This window comes from Halobacillus trueperi (assembly GCF_003386945.1).
GTDB classification, from domain to species: domain Bacteria; phylum Bacillota; class Bacilli; order Bacillales; family Halobacillaceae; genus Halobacillus; species Halobacillus aidingensis.
Window position 1 is genome coordinate 150,934 of the sequence record NZ_QUAE01000008.1, and the last position, 21,038, is coordinate 171,971.

At 42.2% G+C, this 21,038-nt stretch carries 18 protein-coding genes, 1 tRNA gene, 2 rRNA genes, 1 pseudogene and 1 riboswitch; of the genes and pseudogenes, 8 read left to right on the forward strand and 14 right to left on the reverse strand.

All coding sequences use genetic code 11. The annotated features are described in order from the left end of the window. Positions 1-126: 126 nt before the first annotated feature. Complete coding sequence (locus DYE48_RS11985; RefSeq protein WP_115823837.1) at positions 127-846, forward strand: hypothetical protein; 720 nt, start codon at positions 127-129, stop codon at positions 844-846. 237 nt (positions 847-1,083) lie between these two features. Here the strand turns inward: DYE48_RS11985 and DYE48_RS11990 are convergent, their stop codons facing one another. After that, entirely contained in the window at positions 1,084-2,343 is a 1,260-nt protein-coding gene (locus DYE48_RS11990; RefSeq protein WP_115823865.1) for a GntP family permease, read from the reverse strand. Positions 2,344-2,868: 525 nt separating this feature from the next. Between DYE48_RS11990 and DYE48_RS11995 the strand changes: the two genes are divergently transcribed. After that, the gene (locus tag DYE48_RS11995; RefSeq protein WP_167449504.1) at positions 2,869-3,225 is read left to right on the forward strand and encodes a response regulator; all 357 of its coding nucleotides are present in this window, start codon (positions 2,869-2,871) and stop codon (positions 3,223-3,225) included. A gap of 391 nt (positions 3,226-3,616) precedes the next feature. After that, a complete protein-coding gene (locus DYE48_RS12000) occupies positions 3,617-3,766 on the forward strand; it encodes an aspartyl-phosphate phosphatase Spo0E family protein (RefSeq protein WP_115823839.1) in 150 nt (49 codons plus the stop codon). A 487-nt stretch (positions 3,767-4,253) separates the two neighbouring features. Here DYE48_RS12000 and DYE48_RS12005 read toward each other — a convergent pair whose 3' ends face one another. Genes DYE48_RS12005 through tenA form a run of 6 tightly spaced genes read right to left on the reverse strand, consistent with a single transcriptional unit; the run spans position 4,254 to position 8,680 of the window. Beyond that, on the reverse strand, positions 4,254-5,273 hold the full coding sequence (locus tag DYE48_RS12005; protein WP_115823840.1) for a thiazole biosynthesis adenylyltransferase ThiF: 1,020 nt from the start codon (positions 5,271-5,273) through the stop codon (positions 4,254-4,256). Continuing rightward, entirely contained in the window at positions 5,270-6,037 is a 768-nt protein-coding gene (locus DYE48_RS12010; RefSeq protein WP_115823841.1) for a thiazole synthase, read from the reverse strand. The genes DYE48_RS12005 and DYE48_RS12010 overlap by 4 nt, the downstream gene beginning before the upstream one ends. 2 nt (positions 6,038-6,039) lie before the next feature. After that, positions 6,040-6,243: a sulfur carrier protein ThiS gene (gene thiS, locus DYE48_RS12015; protein WP_115823842.1), complete on the reverse strand. Its 204-nt coding sequence runs from the start codon at positions 6,241-6,243 to the stop codon at positions 6,040-6,042. Continuing rightward, positions 6,240-7,367 carry a glycine oxidase ThiO gene (thiO, locus tag DYE48_RS12020; protein ID WP_115823843.1) on the reverse strand — a complete coding sequence of 376 codons (1,128 nt, stop codon included), beginning with the start codon at positions 7,365-7,367 and terminating at the stop codon, positions 6,240-6,242. The genes thiS and thiO overlap by 4 nt, the downstream gene beginning before the upstream one ends. After that, positions 7,364-7,978 (reverse strand): thiamine phosphate synthase, encoded by a 615-nt coding sequence (locus tag DYE48_RS12025; protein WP_167449505.1) that lies wholly within the window; start codon positions 7,976-7,978, stop codon positions 7,364-7,366. Before DYE48_RS12025 ends, thiO begins: the two co-directional genes overlap by 4 nt. 3 nt (positions 7,979-7,981) lie before the next feature. Continuing rightward, positions 7,982-8,680: a thiaminase II gene (gene tenA / locus DYE48_RS12030; RefSeq protein WP_115823845.1), complete on the reverse strand. Its 699-nt coding sequence runs from the start codon at positions 8,678-8,680 to the stop codon at positions 7,982-7,984. Positions 8,681-8,836: 156 nt separating this feature from the next. Beyond that, a riboswitch (TPP riboswitch) is annotated at positions 8,837-8,945 on the reverse strand. Positions 8,946-9,098: 153 nt separating this feature from the next. Between tenA and DYE48_RS12035 the strand changes: the two genes are divergently transcribed. The 5 genes from DYE48_RS12035 (at position 9,099) to DYE48_RS12055 (ending at position 12,949) form a co-directional block, all read left to right on the forward strand. Continuing rightward, positions 9,099-9,914: a YitT family protein gene (locus DYE48_RS12035; RefSeq protein WP_115823846.1), complete on the forward strand. Its 816-nt coding sequence runs from the start codon at positions 9,099-9,101 to the stop codon at positions 9,912-9,914. 453 nt (positions 9,915-10,367) lie between these two features. Continuing rightward, positions 10,368-10,682, forward strand: a complete 315-nt coding sequence (locus DYE48_RS12040) for an ArsR/SmtB family transcription factor (protein ID WP_115823847.1) — start codon at positions 10,368-10,370, stop codon at positions 10,680-10,682. Positions 10,683-10,768: 86 nt separating this feature from the next. After that, a complete protein-coding gene (locus DYE48_RS12045; protein WP_089652953.1) occupies positions 10,769-11,197 on the forward strand; it encodes a DMT family transporter in 429 nt (142 codons plus the stop codon). An 11-nt stretch (positions 11,198-11,208) separates the two neighbouring features. Then, a complete protein-coding gene (locus DYE48_RS12050) occupies positions 11,209-11,673 on the forward strand; it encodes a DMT family transporter (RefSeq protein ID WP_089652952.1) in 465 nt (154 codons plus the stop codon). Between the two features lie 844 nt (positions 11,674-12,517). Beyond that, the gene (locus DYE48_RS12055) at positions 12,518-12,949 is read left to right on the forward strand and encodes a restriction endonuclease (protein ID WP_244199416.1); all 432 of its coding nucleotides are present in this window, start codon (positions 12,518-12,520) and stop codon (positions 12,947-12,949) included. Between the two features lie 134 nt (positions 12,950-13,083). On the opposite strand, the pseudogene DYE48_RS12060 reads toward DYE48_RS12055, so the two are convergent. The 7 genes and pseudogenes from DYE48_RS12060 to DYE48_RS12090 form a co-directional block, all read right to left on the reverse strand. Then, positions 13,084-14,192: pseudogene (locus DYE48_RS12060) on the reverse strand (flavin monoamine oxidase family protein). 606 nt (positions 14,193-14,798) lie between these two features. Continuing rightward, the gene (locus tag DYE48_RS12065; protein WP_115823848.1) at positions 14,799-15,230 is read right to left on the reverse strand and encodes a hypothetical protein; all 432 of its coding nucleotides are present in this window, start codon (positions 15,228-15,230) and stop codon (positions 14,799-14,801) included. A 102-nt stretch (positions 15,231-15,332) separates the two neighbouring features. Then, a complete protein-coding gene (locus DYE48_RS12070) occupies positions 15,333-15,896 on the reverse strand; it encodes a hypothetical protein (protein WP_115823849.1) in 564 nt (187 codons plus the stop codon). Positions 15,897-16,059: 163 nt separating this feature from the next. Beyond that, positions 16,060-19,821: an AAA domain-containing protein gene (locus DYE48_RS12075; RefSeq protein ID WP_115823850.1), complete on the reverse strand. Its 3,762-nt coding sequence runs from the start codon at positions 19,819-19,821 to the stop codon at positions 16,060-16,062. A gap of 547 nt (positions 19,822-20,368) precedes the next feature. After that, positions 20,369-20,482 (reverse strand): 5S ribosomal RNA (rrf, locus tag DYE48_RS12080). A gap of 78 nt (positions 20,483-20,560) precedes the next feature. Beyond that, a tRNA-Met gene (locus DYE48_RS12085) sits at positions 20,561-20,637 on the reverse strand. A 279-nt stretch (positions 20,638-20,916) separates the two neighbouring features. Then, a 23S ribosomal RNA gene (locus tag DYE48_RS12090) occupies positions 20,917-21,038 on the reverse strand; the annotation flags it as partial.

The window sequence follows — 21,038 nt, forward strand, 5'->3', positions numbered from 1 at the left end:
CTTCCCTCAAAACACTTTTCATTTTGAAAGATTATTTTCTTCTTCGACAAAAAACGAAGCTAAATTACTGGATGATTGGAATATAATGAAAGAAATTAATTATTCTTAATGAAAGCAGGGATGTTAATGAAAACAAAGCACGTTCTTTTAGTTTTATTGTTTTGTATTGGTTTTGGTGTATTACTTGCCTCAACCTTTTTTTCCAAAGGAGACCCTGTTGTACCATCTGAAGCTACAGAAGACACAATGAAAGATTTAGAAGAAAGTGAGTTCTTTAAATACATCGAAGGCGCATCCTACATATTAGGAGAAGAAAATTCTGGCGGTTCATACAATATAACACTTAATGTCCTCGTCAATAGTTCATTTGACAACCTAGAACGTTGGGATATTATCGGCATGACAAGTCATTTCTATGAAGACTACCTACAAGGAGACTATGTGAATTGTGGAAACAGGGACTGTTTTATCCGCGAATTTGTATTAACGTCCCCAGAAAATGAATACAAGCTCGTAGACGAAGAAGAGTACACCGAATTTCGTTCTCTGTTAATCAACGGAGAGGACAAATATACCTTCGAAGAGTTCAAAGAAAGAAATGGAAAGATTGCGGACCAAGAAGCAGCAAGAGCAGCAGCTTCAGAACCAACCATCAATGGCACTCGCTATTCCACCATCCATACTTATATGAAAGTTGCTTATGAGGAATTAACCAATTACGGAGAAAGTTATGATCCCGAATATCACGATCCCCTTGTTGCAAAACTTGCGGCCGATGAGTTTGGGATAACTAAAGCAGAAGCCGGACGTATTTATGAAAAAATAGAAATGGAAGCTTTGAAATAAGGCGCTGTTACAATTTATTTTTGTTTTTTCTTTAAAGGTCCTTTATATGTTTTTCAAAATAAAATTGATGGATGGTTTATGAATCTCGAACAACAAGACTTTAGGTGGTCCTTTCAGCAGTGCAGTAAAGGAAAAAAATGCCTGACCCCCGTCGCGTTAACACTTTAGCGAAGTGGGGGTCAGGAACCATCACCAAATGAAATACATGATTAGGAAACATTCGAACCGTCCCTGCTTTTACAGCAAACCCGCATAAATAATTGTAGAAACAGTCACAATGACCAATCCTATCAACGTTTCATAAGGCAGAGCTTTCAACCGTTCTTTCATTCCCATGAACAGACTATCCCGTGAAATGTGAAAGAGCGGACCGTGTGGCAAATGGTCAAAAGCACTAGCTCCCGCATTAATCATCGTGGCAGCGGCTAAAGCACTGACGCCATTTTCTAACAATATTTCTCCAAACACGTTACTGGAAATCGCTGCCGAAGACGTGGCTGAAGCTGTGGCGAGTGCCATAAACGAACCTGATAGAGGTGCGATGAAAGAGATGGGTAAATCAAATGCATTTAAGCCGCTCATAATCATACGGCTGAGTGAGGAATTCACGATAATGCCGGCTAAGGTACCCGTTGCCAGTATTAAAATGGATATTCCAGACATTTTTTGAAGTCCGCTCGTCATAAAAGACTTTAAATACGGGGTTTTCCTCATGATAATGGCCCCGAAAATACCCCCTGCGGGCAATGCAATTAATGAGTCCACTTCAATACCTAATAATGGCTGTAAAGATAGGATGAAAATTGCAAACAAAGGCCCTGAAATGGCTGCCAAAAAAGAAGGTTGATTGATTTCATCTGTCTTTTCCGCCATGATTTTAGTGACCTTAGATCCTTTATCATTCAATTTTTTCGCAATAAAATAGGTACACCCTGCTCCCACGATGGCTGGTGCGACTCCAGCAAACATGACGCTCGTTAATGGTATGGAAAAGCTTTCAGCCGCTGCAATGGTATTAGGGTTAGGCGACATCACATTTCCTGCCCTGGCCCCGCATACGACAGCGATTAACACACTTAACCTGGAAACTCCGGTCCGTTTGGCGATCATCAATGCGATTGGTGCAACCGTAATGACTGCTGCGGCGATGAACACCCCTACTGCGGTTAATACTAACGCGGATACTGTAATCGCTAATAATGCCCTTGTCTCTCCCATTTTGGACACAATGGTGTTGGCAATGACGTTGGCCGCGCCTGATTCTATTAAAACGCCAACTAACACTCCGGCTGCCAGAATCCTTAGTACAGCCGGGGTCAATAATTGAGCCCCGCCGATCATGAATTCCAGGGTAGCAGCTAAACTGAGCCCGCCTACGATCCCCCCGGCAATAGCACCTGCCATCATGGCATACGGAGGGTTAATACTCCGGAATATCAAAATAATCGTAATTGCCATTGCCACTAACACACCTGTAATACTAACCTCTGCGCCGATCATCCTCACCACTCTTTCCTGATCCATAGATGTATGTACCATAACATATATTTTTTACGGTGACCTTCCAAAGTTTGTGGTTATCGCTTCATTAAATAAAAGCTAATATCATCTCTCGACTACAAAAACCGTTCATACACCCCGCTTGCCCACTATTATGGCAGCATTTTTTTTTGCTTGGAAGAATGAACAGGAACAATTCGGTAATTTCATACAAGATACTTCCCAAAAAGAACCCTTGAGCGTTTGGATGGATCTTACCCTCTAATCATTAAATTTCATGTGAGTAACACAGCAAATGATAGACCTCTAATCTACCTATGCTAATAAGGATGAATCTTATCTTTATCTATCTTATTCATGAAAGTGCCTTCTTCCTTAGCAAAAAGCAGAACGGCTGCAGCTATGCTTTTGACTTTTCCATTCCCCCAATGTTCTATTTATTCTGTTATGATATGGGGGGGTGAACATTTACACAGGTATAAAGTTAGGGTTAGGGAGACCATTCGACGTAAGGAAGATCATATGCCTACTGCACTATTGGTAGATAATTCTCGAGAGAAACTTAGATTAAAAAGTATATTAGAGAGACATTCCTACAAAGTTTTGGCGGAAACGGAAGATTGCATGGAAGTCCTCTCCCTTTATGAACGATATCATCCAGACCTTGTTCTCATTGATGTTTCCATGTCCGATATGGAAGGTTTAGAATGCTTAGAGGAGCTACATAGCAAGTATCCAAAAGCACAGGTGATTGTTTGTTCTGAGCTTAGTGATATCCGGCTCCTTGACCGATGTGCTTCATTAGGAGTCATTGACTTTATTCAAAAACCACTTCTTCATAGACTCTCTTCAGCTATAGAAAAATTACATGAAAAATAAAGAGATCACCCCTATTTTGTCAGTGCATTCATTCTGCACTGGCATTTTTATGCATGAACAGGAGACTTAGAGAATAAGGTTGAAGGTGACCACATCAACACCCCTTCTAGCTATTGCAATGAGTCCCTCTGTTCGTTACGCCAGAGCTTTTGCTCTGGCGTAATTTGTTTCCCTTTAAGTCCTCTGCCTCATATTCACTAAATAACTGGGGTGCTTTTTTCAATGTTAAAAATCGCTTTCCTTTAAAGCTGCCAAAATCCAGGATAAGGAATTTAGTCCCTGGCACCTTTTACCTGTTTCAAACTGCCACGATCAAAATCATTCGAATTGTCAGGATATTGTAAAGACATGTGTTAATCTTGAGTTGGAAGAGTTTACGCGGAGGATTACTATGGATGATATTTCATTGTTAGAAGAAAAAATAGAATCTGTTCGACAAGAAATGTATGATGCCTATTTAAATGGAGCAGACGATGATGATGTTTTACACATATCTCAAAAGCTGGATAAACTTCTCAATCAACTTCACTCATTACTATAGATGCACCACGGACGTCACTTATTTTTAAAGAATGAAATGTAAAAAAGACCTGCTAAACAGGCAAAAGTAAAGAACAGAATGATCGGACCCAGGAAGCTATCATTTAACAGGAAAGAGTTTACCATCTGCTTTCAGCTCCAAGAGAGTAATTTTATGTATTCTTCCCATATTTCGCTCCTTTTATCACACCTGTTACGAAATTTTACACTCTTAAATAAATCTAACAAAAGAGCAGTCATCTAACGAATCGTAGCTGAGTGAACTGTTTAAGGAAAAATGCATGCTCTGTTTCGTAAGAATTCATCTCATAAACGAGTAGTCATAATGAAAAAGCGCTTCGTAATTGAAGCGCTTTTTTGTGCTCAACAAATAAGTTTGTCGCTTATCTACCTTTTGTCATTTCTTCATTAATCATGTTCTCTTATTCTTGAAACATATTACACTCGTACCCGTGCCTTACCCTCGCCTTTGCAAATTGGATGTGCTGTTAACCAAAGTACCGATGATAAAGTGTCTTCGCTTCTGTCTCATCCTGCGTTCCGTGTATCAAAGCACGACCGTCCTTAAATAGAACCATCCTCCTTTTCCCCGTTGTAAAAGAAACAAGATATGGGTTTTGTTCTACCTCCCCCTCTTGTTTAGCAAGTGTTTGAGCGACCTCTTCTAAACTCCATTCCCTGTTTGCCGGAGGGCGGATTTGTACTGAATCCCGTCCACATAAAACAGCCGTTTTCATTTGTTGGCTGTATTGTAAAAATGGATAAGTAGGATGGTCTCCACAAGAAGGACAGCTTTCGTTTTTCATCTTAGAAACGTTGATGGATGTTTGTTGATTCTCCCACAGGTCAAAGGAAACTAGCTTCCGACTGACCGCCGACCAATCCTCCACTAAAATTTTCATTGCCTCTACGGTTTGGTGAGCCACGACCATCTGCACCGCAGGACTGATAATCCCGGCAGTATCACAGGTCATACCACCGCGGGGCACTTGATCCAGCAGGCAGTTCAAACAAGGGGTCTCTCCTGGAACAATGGTATAACTGATGCCATAACTGCTCACGCAAGCTCCGTAAATCCATGGAATCTGATATTTTTGAGAAAGATCATTCATCATCATCCTTGCATCAAAATTATCGGTCGCATCAATCATGAGATCGACGCCATCCAACAACCGTTCCATATCAGATGGAGTCGCATCCATGACGTAGGCATCGACTTGCACCTCACTGTTCACCTCAAACAACCGTTGTTTCGCAGCTACTGCCTTTGGAAGACGGTCTTCGGCATCCTGTTCTGAGTACAATTGCTGCCTCTGGAGATTGCTCCACTCGACATAGTCGCGGTCAATCACGGTTAGCCGCCCGATCCCTGCGCGAACGAGGGCTTCTGCATTCCCAGTCCCAAGTGCGCCTGCCCCAAGAAGCAGCACGTGTTTGTCTCTGATTTTTTTCTGACCTAATTCTCCAATGGGAGAGAAAAGCGTCTGTCTGGAATAGCGTTCATTCATGTCCGGCTCATTCCCTCCATCGGGCTGCTTGCTGTGGCATAGCGTTTTTTCGGAATTCTTCCTGCTTCATATCCGAGACGCCCCGCCTCGATTGCTAATTTCATCGCTTCGGCCATTTTCACTGGGTCTTTCGCTGCTGAAACCGCTGTATTTAATAACACACCGTCCGCTCCAAGCTCCATCGCCTGTGCAGTATCTGCCGGCGATCCGATCCCGGCATCGACAATGACAGGAACCCTTGATTGCTCGATTATGAAACAGAGATTTTCACGGTTGATAATCCCTTGTCCAGAACCGATCGGAGAAGCTCCCGGCATAACCGCATGAGCACCCAATTCTTCCAGCCGGCGGGCAAGCACGACATCATCAGACGTGTACGGAAGAACCGTGAACCCTTCTTTTATCAGTTCTTCCGTTGCCTTGAGCGTTTCTACAGGATCTGGGAGTAACGTCTTGTCACAGCCGATCACTTCTACTTTGATCATATCGCAAAGCCCTGAAGCTTTCGCGAGTTTAGCATGTCGGACTGCTTCTGCTGCCGTTTTCGCCCCCGCCGTGTTCGGAAGGAGCGTATATTTCTCGACATCGAGTTGTTCAAGGAAATTCGGCTGGCTTGGTTCGAAAATTTTCATCCGCCTTACGGTAAAGGTAAGGATATCGGTACATGATGCCTCCACCGCTTTTTTCTGAACGTCAAAATCCGGATACTTTCCTGTACCTAACAATAGACGAGACTTGAATTCCTGGTTACCGATTTTCAACATCTTCATCCGCCTCCTACAAATTGTACGATTTCAATGCGATCTCCATCATGGACCTTGTTACCTGATCGTGATTCCTTCTCCAAGATGGTTTCATTCTGTTCAACGATGACCACCCGCTGATCCAATTGAAAATGACCCAGTAGCTCACCGATCGTATCGACCGTTTCCGGAACAGTCAGCCATTCACCATTGATTCGTAGTTTCATAGATTCACTCCTCTATGTGATAAATTCCCAGTGGTGATCCATTCCTGAGGAACATGCTTGCCTTCGATTAAGTCCGCGATCACTTTTCCTGTTATCGGTGACAATAAAATGCCATTGCGATAGTGTCCGGTAGCGATAAATAGTCCAGCATGATTTTCGTGCGGACCCAGATACGGAATGGAGGCTTCCGTTTGTGGGCGGAGCCCGGTCCAGGCTGTTTCCCACTCCGCAAAAACAAGTTCAGGAACTAACTGAGTCGCTGCTTTGATTAATGGAAATAATCCGCCCAAGGTTACCGTTTCATCAAATGTGCCAGGTTTTTCTGTCGCGCCGATCACCAGACGTCCTCCCGATTTTGGAACGATGTAACACCCTTTAGAAAAGAACGTCCCTTGAATGAGTCGACGCTTCGTTTTCACAGAAAAACATTCACCTTTAACCGGATACATAGCCATCCCGGAATTCTGTTTACCAAGCAAATCTTCACTCCAGGCCCCACAGGCGACTACGACATGGTCGGCGCTTATGTCTTCTCGATTTGTTCTTACTCCCGTGACCTGATTCCCTTCTTTAATCAAACTTTGTACATCGGTGTACTCGAGAAGTTCTGCCCCAAGCTCTACCGCTGACATGGCAAAAGCCTTCGACAAATCTGGAGCGGACACTTGGCCATCGTTGGGGAGAAATAACGCGCCACTCAACTGAGAAGACACCGCCGGCTCTTCCCTTTGCAATTCAGCAGGCTCCATCCACCTCGCTTCCTCCCCACGGTCTCTTTGAACTTCCCCATACGCGATCAGCTCTTCTCTTTCTTCTTCATTTGTAGCCATTTTATAGATGCCCTTTTGCTGGAGCCCAATATCGATGCCGCTATACGCTTTCAACTCTTCAGCCAGTGCCGGAAACATCGCCCGACTTGCTTTAGCGAGTGAATACAATGAATCGTTTCCGTCTTTCAGCTCCGACTGCGCTCCAAGCATGCCAGCAGCAGCCGAAGATGCTTTGCCGGCAATCGACTCCCGTTCCAGAAGAAGAACAGAGCATCCCCGCTTGGCCAAATGATACGCGATGGAACTGCCGATCACCCCAGCACCGACAACAATCGTTTCATAATGCTTATTCATAACATCCTCCCTCCATCGATTTCCTTCCTGTAAGCCTGCGCTGCTTTCACAGGGTCCTCCGCCTGGAGAATGCCTGACATGACTGCAATCCCCTGAGCTCCCGTACGAATGACATCCACTGACCGCTCCGGAGTTATCCCACCAATGCCAACTACCGAGCAGCCGACATGCCGGATGATTTCACGGAGCGAATCCAATCCTTTCCCCGCTTTTCCCGGCTTGGAGGAGGTCGGATAGATATTTCCGTATAGGAAAAAATCCGCTCCTTCCTCTTTGGCATCTATGGCCTCTTTTAATGAATGAACGGATTTCCCTACATTCAGTTCGGGAAAGGTTTGCTTCACTTGTGAGACTGGGAGGCTGTGGTGAGTCAACTGCACCCCGAAGCCTCCTGCTACAAAAGCAACGTCAGCCCTGTCATTGAGGATGATACGCTCCATTGGAAAACCGGCATCCGTCAGCTGTTGAATGCCAGCAAAAATTTCAGCAGCAGAGCGTTGCTTTTCTCGAATGTGGAGAAAATCGATTTCCTGCTGGACCGCGCTCACTGTCTCGCTTAGTTCAGCAAACGTCTGCTCTCCTGTAGAAATCACATGAATGGACGGCCTCACGATTCACTCTCCTTTCCCTGCCAAGAGAGAAGTTCTCATATCAAACGGCCATTCTTCCATGACATAAGCCATTTCCCAAAACTTGTATTCATACTGACTGCTAATCACAAACAACTCTTTCATCCGCTCACGGCCCGCTTCCGATTTCAATTCCGCCAGATCATCCAGCCGCTGGATCTGCTCCTCTACGAGCGTCCGGAACCAATCCCCGCCATAGGTGCCGATCCACTCCTGATAAATCGGTTCTTCCGGCTGATGATCTTTCAAGTGCTCCCCGACTTCATAATAAAGCCAATAGCACGGAAGAATCGTAGCGATAATCTCTCCCAAATCCCCATGGTAGGCGCCCCGGTACATATGGGAGGCGTACGCATACGCCGTCGGAGAAGGAGTGAACTGGTTGCGCTCCTCTTCTGTGATTCCGAGCCTTTTTGAAAAGTTCTCGTGAAGCTCCATCTCTGCTTCATACGTCCCTTGAGCATGAGATGCCATACTGGCCATCGTTTTCATGTCCTCGGACTTTGCCGCTCCCATCGCCTGGACTCTGGAAAAATGGGATAAATAATAAGAATCCTGAAGGACATAGTAGCGGAACTGGTCGAGGGATAACGTCCCTTCTCCAATCCCTTTGACAAATGGATGGTTGAAACTTGCTTCCCAAATGGGGTTCACCGCGTCGCGAATCTGTTGTGAAAATTTCATGATCAATCTCTCCTTTTCCCGACGATCCACGGTCAAGGAAAAAAGAAATAAGATGCAAGCACTCTATGCATCTATTTCCAGACACTAAAAAAACCACTTTCTTCATATGCGTAAAGAAAGTGGTTTCATGTGTAAACATCTATATGTAGCTTAAGATACACGTAACCGCCACTTCCCTACGCTGGTATCAACCAGATCAGGTTCTAAGAGTCTTAAAGCTACACTTTAATCTCAGCCTTGTGAGAAGGCACCCCTAGTGGATCGTCTATGTTTTTTGATTTCACTGATATCGTAACATGTTCTGAATCATTGTCAAAACATTCCTGAAAAACTTATCAATTAAAATATCATTGACTTTCAAATTCATGGCCCCTAGAATTCATTTAGTATTTTCTATAGCATGAATTGGAGTGTTTTCATGAGTCGCTTGAAAAATTTATCAGTACTATTTGCCGCCTCCATCATTTTAGGAGCAGCCTTCAACCTGTTTTTGATCCCCAATGAAGTCTTAACAGGTGGGGTGACCGGGCTGGCTATGGTGTTCGGGATACTTACTCCTATAAGTGCGGGTATTTGGTTAGTGGTTCTGAATGCCCCGATCTTTATTCTAGGATGGATGAAGCTGGGAAAAGAGTTTATTGCGAATAGCATATTTTCCGTAGTTGTCACCTCCATCACGATGCAATATCTCCCTGTCACTCAAGTAACCGAAGATGCCTTGTTAGCCTGTGTATTCGGAGGAGCGATTGCTGGTGGATCCATTGGTTTGATCATCAGGTTTTACGGATCCGGTGGTGGAGCTGATATTATTGGGCTTCTCCTCACGTTGAAGCGTGATATCCCGTTAGGAGTATTGATTTTTGCTATCAATAGTGTGGTTGTTTTTATCTCCGGCTTTGTTTTTTCATGGGAATTAGCTCTGTACACCATGATATCCATTTATATTACTGGAATAGTTATCGACCGTGTTCATACCCGCCATGTGAAGCTTAGCTTAATGGTTGTATCCGATCGTGGGGAAGAAGTGAAAAGTGAGCTGCTGGATAATTTAATCCGTGGCATCACTGTCATGTACGGTCAAGGTGGATATTCAAACACAGAACGTAAAGTGCTCTATACGGTTATTACGCGTTATGAGCTTGCATTAGTTAAATCACTGATTACAAGTATTGACCCCAAAGCATTTGTTAGTGTCAGTGAAACGGTAGAAGTCATAGGAAATTTCAGAAGATAAATATAGACATTAAAAATGCCTGATCCCACTCCGCTAAAAAGAGCACTTGGGGTCAGGCCTTTTTACTCAGGAAGCGCACACGGGAAATTCCTTTTTCTTGTCACATAGCAACGACTAAATCGATAAAAGCACGAAACCTGCAGGATACTCCTGCTTCGTACCAGGGTTGAATTTGATCTGCTACTTCTTCTGCACATCCAAATAATTTTGGCTTTGGTAATCGATAGAGAGGCATGAGTGACTGCAGCTCTTGTGCAGGCTTTGTTACACCTCTTAAGACGCAAATGAGGAAATTCTTCTATTAGATATTGCCAAATTATTAAAAGACTGTCTGCTTTATATGGCTAAAGTGGGCAATCTTTTTTAGAACCTTCCCTGAATTTTATGGTTCCACCTCTTATTTAATATCTGCTAAATTGACATATCGATAAAAACCGATATATAATATGGTTTATGGAACCAATTGATGTATTTAAGGCTTTATCCAACAAAACTAGACTTAACATTTTACAGTGGCTGAAGGAACCGGAGAAGCATTTTCCTAAACAAGGCGCTCACCTGCCAAAGGAGGTAAGTTATAAAGGGGGAGTATGTGTAGGTGACATTCAAGAAAAAGCCGAAGCTTCTCAATCTACGGTATCTCACTACTTGACGATGATGCAGAAAGCTGGTCTTCTTGAATCTGTCCGTTATGGCCAGTGGACATACTATCGAAGAAATGAAGAAGCCATTCGTCAGTTTGCTGAATACCTTAAAACAGAAATCTGAGTTGGTTGATTTCTGTTTCTTTTTTAATATAATATATCGATTATTCTAGATATTTAAATATAAAGATCTCAGGAGGAATTCATTCCATGCGTTACATCTCATATATATTAGCGTTATTGGCAGGAGCAGCGCTTAGTTTTGAAGGAGCTATTTATGGTGAATTAGGAAAAACGATAGGAAAACTGGAAACTAGTTTTTATAACTTCTTTATTGGTTCGATCATCCTCGGATTACTTTGGCTATTCTTTGGAAAAGGGAAATTTTCTTATATCGTTGAAGCACCTAAATGGACACTGCTTGGGGGTGTCTTGGGAGTTGTCTATTTAACATCTATTGTTATAAGTGTTCCATTTGTCGGTGTCGGAATAACTATGGTTGCAGTAATTATTGGTCAATTAGTAATGAGTATAGTGATTGAACATTATGGTTGGCTTGGAAGCAAGAAATCCAGAGTCAATAAAGAAAAAATATTCGCTGTTATTTCAATGATTATAGCACTTATTTTAGTTTACTAGGAGGTCTCGAAATGGGTATATTAATGATTCTATTCACCTTTTTAGGTGGTCTCACATTAAGCGCACAATCAGCTGTTAATGGTACATTCGGTCGTAAAGCAGGAACCATCGAAACGACCCTGTTAACTTTTCTGACTGGAACCATGTTTCTAGCAATTATTATACTATTCTTTGGTCATGGAAATTTGCTTGCCATTGTAGAAGTACCTAAATGGCAATTAAGCGCCGTATTTTTAGGTGTGTTGTTTTTACTTTTCATAATAGCCGCTGTCCCTAAAATCGGGGTCATTGCAACCAATATTACGGTTATCATCGGTCAGCTTGTCATCGGTATTCTTATTGATAATTTCGGTTGGTTCAACAGTTTAGTAATTCCTTTGGATATGAAACGTGGTTTTGCATTACTCTTTATGATTATTGCTCTTTACTTTATCTATAAGGGAAATACACGTGCCAGCGAAGAAATCTCTGCATAGTATAGTAAAATTCAAAACACTGCAATCGTTAAAGATAAGATTGCAGTGTTTTTTTATTAGATAGAATATATCTATTGAATGGAAGTGTTGGTCATTTAAAATTATCAGTGCCTGATCCCGCTTAGCTAAAGTGTTAACGCACTGGGGGCGGACACTTTCATTCAGGCCTTTTTAATCAGGAAGCGCCGACCCATCCCCGCTCTTCACAGTTGTGCCGTGAGGGTGACTACAACAGGTTCGTTTTTTCTATTCTTCCTGACGAAGAAATGATGTCCCTTTAGAAACAAAACCTTCCATAATATCTTTTGGCACCAAACTTCCACCTGTTGCCCAGACTAAATGAGTCGCATGACTTAAACGGGAGCCATACATGCGGTCTAAATGTTGTTGGATGTCAACGGAAGAAGGACCGTACATGCCTGCAAGTGCTAATGTTCGTGCCTGACCCCCACCACGTTAACACTTCAGCGCAGTGGGGGTCAGGCACTATTTTTTATTACTTTCATCCATTTCGGCAAGAGTAATTCCAAACCAGTATAATCTCCTAATCATTGGGCAAAATACCATCTGATCTTATATAAGGTGGTTGATTAAAATATTTAAATACTACATAAAGCAATGGAAAAAAATACAACAATTCAAGTACTGGTCATTATCAGAGAAGGCGAAATTCATTGGAATTTCAAACTTGCTTTATTACTGTGTTGTTTGTCTATTTCCTACTGATGGAATCATATATCTTTCATTCCTTCTTTTCTTTCTTTATTCGGTTATTTACTTAGCTTTTTTGGTCATTAAAATAATTCTGAAGAAATACAACAACTTATCCTATAACAGCAATCAATTGAATGATCTAATGGAAGAAATCGATTCAATGAGTGGTATTCAGTTTGAAACAGTCCTTTCTCACTTATTAAGAAGTGAAGGATATGATGTAAAACGAACTCCTAAGTCTGGTGATTATGGAGCAGACCTTGTCTTAAGAAAAGGATCAGATGTCATTGTAGTCCAAGCGAAAAGGTCCTCTAACAATATAGGAATATCAGCCGTAAATGAAATAGTTGGTGCTTCAGGGTATTATAAAGCCAATAAGAGGTGGGTCATAACCAATCAATTCTATACGAATGCAGCCATTGTACAAGCACATAAAAACAAAGTGAAGTTGCTGGACCGTGATGATCTTATCCTAATGTTAAGACATTACAATAAAAACTCCATTAAAAGAAAACCTATACTTAAAGATATCTCAAAAGAAAAAACCAATCTATGGCGGTAGATTGGTTTTTTCTTTATAAATATTGTCCGGTCATATTTTAGTTTCGAATGGGGCGTTCACGAGTATAAGACAATCGGACGTTTGTTACTAGGCTACTACAAAAAGAATCTCCTACGCGTCTTTCTAATACTCATTCAAAAGTTGTTATTTAGAATATTGATTTCATTAACTGCCTTTTCAGCTGCCAGGAGGGCACCATCAAGATGGCCACCAGACTCTGAATCGGCCTCTGTACCAGAAAATATAATTTTCTTTTCCCATACCCCTTTTTTCTCTGGTAGACCATAGCTCGGAAAATCTCTGAGCGGCTCTAAATCTTCCTCAGCAGCGGTTTCGGAATCTTTGGACCAATCTTTGTATAGGATCGCCCTCACGTTTTGAGCGGAGGTTCCAAAAAGCCTGACCAATTGATCGATGACCAATTGTAACACTTGATCCTCCCCCATTTCCCGGCGCCCTTTCGGTGGCATGCCGAAGAATCCAAATAATGCACCAGACCCTTTTTCAGGAGAAGCATCATGGATTTCTTGTAACACGGTCCCACCCAACTTGTTGCAAATCCAGAGAGGCCTGCCTCCCTCCAAAAGGGACGATCGTAGACTGCTATTGCTTTGGCTTGTCCAGCCATCCACGTAGGTTTGCTTATTAGGTCATTGATCGTATCTTGAGGGAGTGAAGGAGAAAAATCAATATGATGCGCCACCATCCGTGGTGGTAATGCTAAGATAACAGCACTTGCTGAAACTTTTTTTCTCCTTCTATCCTTAATGTCTGCTTCCACAGTAATAGCCCCATCTTTATCAAGTTGAATGGCTGTAACTCGGGTTCCAAGCTCAATGAACCCGGAAGGAATCGTATCTTCTACAGCATCGATCAGAGACTGCACCCCGCCTTTGAGGCGAATTGACCTTTCATTCGAATTTTCCGGAAGCACAAAACGCTCTGGCGACATGTTTTGGGATCGTTCTGAAAGCATCGCCCCTTTTGTGTGCTGGACGAACGTTTCTAGATTCAGTTCTTGAACAAGGTTGGTAATCGTGCTTTCATATTGCGGCCAGTACCAAGTAGGGCCGAGGTCGAATTTGCCCAGGTCAGGTCTATTTGGATCTGAAGTACTCAAGACCCTACCGCCAATCCGATCTCGTGCCTCCAGCACCTTACACTCTACGCCTTGGGCAGCAAGTAGAGATGCAGCACGCAGACCGCTTAAACCAGCACCAACAATGACTACAGGATTTTTCACATTCCTTCCTCCTTTCCATGGTTTGTAAACTGTGAATATGCTTTAAAACCAAACTTTTTCACCTGATTCCAGGCTTGTTCATAGTCTTCATTTATTTATCAGATTTGAACCATCATGTCATCATAAGTCAAGGGCCCCTGAAAATCCGGCTAATTGTTGAGCTCCTTGTACAAATGCTATTATGATCTGTGGCTATGCCTTTGAACTAAATGGATCATCTATGATTCCATTTTCTTTCCCCTATTCTATCCTTTTATTTACCCTTCAGACAAGCACAATAGTGGAAGCGCAGGGACGGTTCCAGTGCTTCCTTAAGGTCGTTTCAAATCTAAAACGAGTCTTTCATGATAAAAACATAAGGTTCCCTATGTAACATGAAGCAAGAATAGATTTTTGGGCCTTTTCTAGGTGCAGGATGACCTCCCATTTATAGCACAGCCAAAAAAGAGAGAAAAGCCCAAATGCCTCTCCTCTCCTGTAAAAATCTTTTATCAATTATATACTTAGTAAGCACAAGAACTGTCCCCGCTCTTCATATGAATTATCATGTCGTTTCAAAGTAGCAAACATAGATCATTCAAAATAATACTCTACAAAAAAGAATATCTAACTCTCATAGATACTGACCTTAATATTCCTTTGTTTACAAACCCACTCAAGGGCAGGGTCACCTTCAGAACATATTATCCTACAATTAATTGATTTGCCAGCATATTCCCTTTTCAACATATCATATCCAGCTATAACTTGACCTATCACTAACCTATTAAGCTTATTCTTAACTTCTATTACTTCTAATTCATAGTTAAACGTGATTAATGAATTAAATTTATCCTGATAGTTCTTGTAATTATAAATATTACAAGTATTACCAGGAAAGACCACACCATCAAATCTTCTCACCTTTGAACCTGTTGGCCAAATGTCATTTCTTCTATTAGATCCAATAGGAACCTCTAGAAATAAATGCCCTCCTTTTTCTTCCAAATACTTATTCAATAATTTATCTTCACTAGTTTTTGGAAAAGACTCAGTCATAAATTATCCTCTTTCTTCTTTCATCTTCCCTTTGTAGTAACCTTCATTCTCCACCAACATCTAGACTTTGTTAAAACACTGTGGTTCAATCATTTTCCCATCCTATTTAACCTGTGAACCCATAATACTATCAATGTTCTCCTTTAAATTCCTATACTTTACAGGCTCACAGTATTTTTGAATAGTTGAAAGCGAAATAGATTTTTGTTCAGGAAAGTAATAATTAAGGAATGAAGTTGAGAGCACGTAAAAATCCCATCGATTGACGTTTAGAATGTCATAGTCTGATTTATCCTGATCAGCAAATACACAAAATACATAACAATCCGAATTCCTTTGTGCTTCAGAGCTCATTTCTCCTGTTGAGGAATCCCAAGCTCTTGCTTTAGATATATTAAAAATAATCTTTGAAGGCTGCTTCTCTTTCCATGTTTGGATATAAGCAGATGATTTTACCTCTATAAATTTTCCATTATAGACAAAATCCGCTTTGTCCCACTCAATTCTAGGTACATTTGTTAGTCCTAAAGCATTCCCCACTAAAAATTCAGCTAATATCCCTCTATTAGTGTTACTTAATAAATCTGAATAAGCCCAACTCCAAAACTCAACGATTGTGGCCTCCGATCCTTTTATTGGTAAGTCTTTAGGTATTTTAGAATTCATTTCATTACTCCCTTCTGAAAAAATGCCTGACCCCCACCGCTGTACCGCGGTGGAGATTAGGCACAATGTTCTTAAATATAGCACTTACTTATAGAGTGTGATGTGCGAACCTCATCACCCTACTAACGCGAAAGGCCCTTGATTCCACGAGCACTTATAAATATCAGCTAGTTCTGACTTCCTCTCTGACTCTTTCTTCCTCTACCATTTTCCTTACCATTTGATCAATCCGCTCCACTTCCGAAGGAGCATCTTTCCACCAGCTTCTACTCCATATTCTAGCTATCGTCCACCCTTTACTTTCAAGGAATCGTTGGCGATAAACATCACGTTCCCGTGCGGATGGGGCACTGTGATACATCGCACCGTCACATTCAATGCCTAGAATATAGCGGTCCGGGTTCTGCGGGTGCACAACAGCCATGTCGATGCGGTATCCGGACATACCGACTTGAGTATCGACTTTATAGCCGATTTTCGTCAGGCTGTTATAGACCTCTTCTTCAAATGGAGAGTCAAAGTGCAGGCTGTCATTCTGTCTTTTTGTGTTCATTTCTTCATTCAAATCTGTCAATACGGATTCAATACGTTCCTTTTTGAGCTTGGATACGGCTTGGGCATACTCCATGTAAGCTTTAAGGTGCCTTGGACCGTCATGCTTGGAGTTCGTGACATTTAATTCAGAAGGTTCGATGCTGGAAACGAGATGAATCTCCTGCTTCGCTCTTGTGACAGCCACGTTCAACCTATTTTCTCCACCTTGCATCCCGAGAGAGCCGAATCGATTATAAACACGGCCTTCCTCATTTTTCGCATAGGCTATGGAAAAGATTACAATGTCCCGTTCGTCACCTTGAACGTTTTCGATATTCTTAACAAACACACGCTCATCCATATCTTTACCCATGACCTGATCATAAATGACAGCAAACTCCTGATCCTCTTCGGATAGTCGGTCAATCTCATCTTCTATAGCCTCTTGTTGTTTCGCATTGAACGTGATGATCCCAATCGATTTGGTATGATCTTCAATCAATTTTTCTTTCAAAAGTTGAACGACGTACTTCGCTTCGACCGTATTGCGTTGATTCAACCAACGTCCATCTGTCTTATGCCATTGCAAAGAGGCTGGATCTTTCAAATGGTGAACGTTGGGAGCAATCTGGATATTCCCGCCATAGTAAGCATGATTGGAGAAATTGATCAGCTCTTCTGATTTCGATCGGTAGTGCCATTCCAAAAGGTGACTTGGCAGAACACGTTTCGTCAAGTTCAGGAGACTTTCTGATTCTTCAATATCATCGATTTCGTCGTCTTCATCCACCTCTACACTCCCTTTGAATAAGGAAGAAGGCGGCAGCTGCTTCTCATCTCCAGCAACAACGACTTTTTCACCTCTGTAAATCGAAGGAATCCCATTTTCCACCGTACACTGGGAAGCCTCGTCAAAGATTACCAAATCAAACATGTTTTCTTCCAATGGAAAAATCGCCGATACAATATCTGGAGAAACGAGCCAAACAGGCATGATATCCGTCAGACCATGCAGAGCGTATTCATTAACAAGTTTACGTACCGGCCAGACCTTCCGCTTCTTACCTGTTTGATGCCTGATCTCCTTGGCGACTTTCGAATTATGGGTCAGAAAACCTTGTAACACCTCCGCCATCTGGTTCTGCAACAAGCGGATAGAAAGTTTCTGTTTCTTCTCCAACAACTCTTTCAAATGACGCCGTGTATACTCTACATCATTCGTGCCTACTTTGGATAAGGAGGGGTGCTTGCGTTCGGCCTCATCTATCCAATAGATATAGGCCGACTGCTCCGCGATATCCTTCCATCGGTTTTCCAAATCCGCTGAGATTTCTTTTTCCTTCAATTGATCAATCATGGTCTGGACGGCTTTCGAGCCTTCATCATACATGCGATCCATTTCTCTTAGTTCATCAAAATCTTCCGTAACGAAATTCAGCTGAGTCTCCAGTGTGGAAAGGGGGATATCCCCTTCCGAAATTCTCTTTTGGAAATAGTCGACCCTCTCCTCTGAGAAGTAATTCTTCAGTTCACTTACGTTATGCTTCATCCGTTCCGAAACTTTCGAGAGTTCATATAAAATGGAAAGACTCTTACGGAGGACCGGCCAATCTTTCGATGATGTCCCTTTGAATTTTTCACCATCCAGCAACTCTTCGATAATCGTCTTCCCGGTGAAATTCGTCCAAACCCACAACCTCAGTTTCTGCAGCGTCTTCTTTTCTTCCGCCGTCAAATCATCATAAATTTTCTCGATTTTCTCATCGACCTGCCAGCTGTACTCGGGTGTGATGGATTCGTCCTCGAAGTGCTCTAAATGCTCCTTACTTTCTCTCGCTTCTTTAATAATTTTCTCGAATAACTCGATGATCTCTACGCGGTCTTTCATCTCAAGCGCGCTGAACGACTTGCGATCTTTGAGTGGATAATCCTTTTGCCCGAACCGGTCGTAGTAGCGGGCATAAGAGAAGATATGCATCAGAACATCTTCTAAATTATGCTTATCCAAATCACCAAGTACACCTTGAAGCTTAAGAATGGCTTCCTGCTCTTTTGCAGGTTTACTCTTCCCATATAAATCATAGGCTCTGTAACCATGAGGCTGCACTTCAAAAAGACCTCCGGCAATGTCATTCAACTTCTCCTCTGCTTTCACAAGACGAGTCGAGATATCAGACAATTCCTTTTCCAGTTTCTCATAACCTTCAGTTGAAGAGAGAAGTGAATGCAGCTTTTTGTATAAAACATTCCGATCGTTCTTTTCATCATGTAATAAAGCGATATTGGAGGACAATCCAAGCGCATCCATTCGTTGATACACAACATCGAGCGCGGCTCTCTTCTGTGTTACCAGAAGTACTTTTTTCTGATTAGCCATTGCATTTGCAATCATGTTCACAATAACTTGTGATTTCCCTGTTCCCGGAGGGCCATGCACGACGACACCCTTCTCCTTCTCTACCGACTCGATGATCTGTTCTTGTGAAGCATCTGTATCCAGCACAAGAAATTTAGACTTCTCTTTCTCGAGCTTCTCTTCGAACGACGATTCACCACTCGGCAGGTTATCGACTTCATGCGGAGATTCATCCCCTTCAAGCATCAAAAGATCAGAAACCATACCGAAGGCTGTGTCACCTTCGTCGATCCGCTTCAAAAACTCTTCATAATCTTTCAATAGAGCAGAGTTACCTTGAGGAAAATGACCGATCACGGCTTGTTTCTTGAGGCGGAACCGTCCTTTAGCAAACGTAGGGATTTCTTCTTTCGTGTAACTTCTCACTCTTGTAAACGACTCATCTTCATCTACTGCCGTTTGGAGGGAGTGGCTCTTCAACCATTCAGCAAGCATTGATAAATCGTTCGAAGCAGACTTTTCTTCCGCTTCCTCAAACAGCGTTTCAGTCACGTGGAGACCACTGAACTTTTGTAGAGCCAAAAACAGCGAACGATTCAACTGAGGTTCCTCACCATCTATAGGGGTTACATGCCATTCGACCCCATGCCGTTTCACCCGCTCGAGTCTTACAGGATAGAGAAACAGCGGTGCCCTCACATATGTACCATCAGACATGGACCCCTCGAGAAATGGGTATCCCAAATAAAAATCATACAGTCCTGTCTCTTCCTCTATGGAATTGATGTTCCTAAACAGGGTTGTCAGTTTATTCGAAAGAACCATGGATTCTTCATCATCCGCCTTCGATTTAACAATTCGCTGTGAGCGTTGATCAACGAGGTTATTCACAATCCCGGATGTCTCCAAATCCACTTTTTCTAATTCATTTAAATCAAACGTCCATTTATTATAAACCTTGAGCATCCGAATTGAACGATTGCGGCGGCTCAAATCGTTCAAACGATCCCTCAATAGTGTCATTTTTTCTTTCATTTGGATCACCTTTGTTTCCTTAATTTAGTTATTTCCTATTATACATGATAAGACAGACAGGATTAAGCTCCGAGTTTCTTCGACACCGCTATTTAAAAGAAATCAGAGGGTACTATTCTTTCAATCGAACTCTTTCGTATGTAAGAGTGGATTTATATAAAAGAAGAAGCGCCCCCAACTAGACACTCCCTCTTAGTTTATTGTTTATGGATACTAGAAATGTAGGTTTTCATGGATGTTAATTCGACGGAGGTGCTGAGATTCTTAAATTATCGACGGTAGGCTTTCCACTAATTGTGGCCATTCTTTCTTCAATCATGGACACATCGAAAACGAATAAAAGAAAAATGAATACAAGCCAGCTAAAATCGTTTTTGCTAGTAGAAAGACAAACTTGCGATAAAAATAACTATAACGAAAGGTATAAAGGTGACATTAATAAACGGATGGACTTGCAAGAATTTTTTAACACCCTGGCTCACCCTCTACACTCAAATGAGCATACGAAAAACCCTTCAGGAAATAAATCCTGAAGGGCGAATGAATGATGTGGCGGCGTCCTACTCTCACGGGGGTAAACCCGACTACCATCGGCGCTGAAGAGCTTAACTGCTGTGTTCGGCATGGGAACAGGTGTGACCTCTTCGCCTTCACCACCACATCAATATAAAGTTTGAAGTAAACTCTCAAAACTAGTATCGCTGTTTTCACTTATTATGGATGTTTATAGAAAAATAATTGGTTGCGGGGACAGGATTTGAACCTGTGACCTCCGGGTTATGAGCCCGACGAGCTTCCAGACTGCTCTACCCCGCGATAGTGTGGGAAAATTTTTTGGTCCCATAATATAAAAAGTTCGACTGTTCGTCACGTTGCAAGGTGATTCGGTGAAGCATACGCTCCTCACAAAGCCTACCATGGAGTAACTCAAGAAGGTTACGGCTTTGCTCTACCCCGCGATAATGTGGGAAACTTGATTTGCTCCCATAATATGAACATTTATTTATACCCATAAGTTCAGGTGAACCCTCAAAACTGGATAAGGAAACATCTTTTATTGAAAAAGAATTGCCATTCACGAATGATTATAATCAGATAGATAAGTCATCGATCCATTAGTATCCGTCAGCTCCACGTGTCACCACGCTTCCACCTCGGACCTATCAACCTCATCGTCTCTGAGGGATCTTATTTGCTTAAAGCAAAGGGAAATCTCA

Bases quoted from the DNA above. Each gene is read 5' to 3' on its own strand.
- DYE48_RS11985 (WP_115823837.1), top strand. From the start codon at position 127: ATGAAAACAAAGCACGTTCTTTTAGTTTTATTGTTTTGTATTGGTTTT.
- DYE48_RS11995 (WP_167449504.1), top strand. From the start codon at position 2,869: ATGCCTACTGCACTATTGGTAGATAATTCTCGAGAGAAACTTAGATTA.
- DYE48_RS12000 (WP_115823839.1), top strand. From the start codon at position 3,617: ATGGATGATATTTCATTGTTAGAAGAAAAAATAGAATCTGTTCGACAA.
- DYE48_RS12005 (WP_115823840.1), bottom strand. From the start codon at position 5,273: ATGAATGAACGCTATTCCAGACAGACGCTTTTCTCTCCCATTGGAGAA.
- DYE48_RS12010 (WP_115823841.1), bottom strand. From the start codon at position 6,037: ATGTTGAAAATCGGTAACCAGGAATTCAAGTCTCGTCTATTGTTAGGT.
- thiS (WP_115823842.1), bottom strand. From the start codon at position 6,243: ATGAAACTACGAATCAATGGTGAATGGCTGACTGTTCCGGAAACGGTC.
- thiO (WP_115823843.1), bottom strand. From the start codon at position 7,367: ATGAATAAGCATTATGAAACGATTGTTGTCGGTGCTGGGGTGATCGGC.
- tenA (WP_115823845.1), bottom strand. From the start codon at position 8,680: ATGAAATTTTCACAACAGATTCGCGACGCGGTGAACCCCATTTGGGAA.
- DYE48_RS12035 (WP_115823846.1), top strand. From the start codon at position 9,099: ATGAGTCGCTTGAAAAATTTATCAGTACTATTTGCCGCCTCCATCATT.
- DYE48_RS12040 (WP_115823847.1), top strand. From the start codon at position 10,368: ATGGAACCAATTGATGTATTTAAGGCTTTATCCAACAAAACTAGACTT.
- DYE48_RS12045 (WP_089652953.1), top strand. From the start codon at position 10,769: ATGCGTTACATCTCATATATATTAGCGTTATTGGCAGGAGCAGCGCTT.
- DYE48_RS12050 (WP_089652952.1), top strand. From the start codon at position 11,209: ATGGGTATATTAATGATTCTATTCACCTTTTTAGGTGGTCTCACATTA.
- DYE48_RS12065 (WP_115823848.1), bottom strand. From the start codon at position 15,230: ATGACTGAGTCTTTTCCAAAAACTAGTGAAGATAAATTATTGAATAAG.
- DYE48_RS12070 (WP_115823849.1), bottom strand. From the start codon at position 15,896: ATGAATTCTAAAATACCTAAAGACTTACCAATAAAAGGATCGGAGGCC.
- DYE48_RS12075 (WP_115823850.1), bottom strand. From the start codon at position 19,821: ATGAAAGAAAAAATGACACTATTGAGGGATCGTTTGAACGATTTGAGC.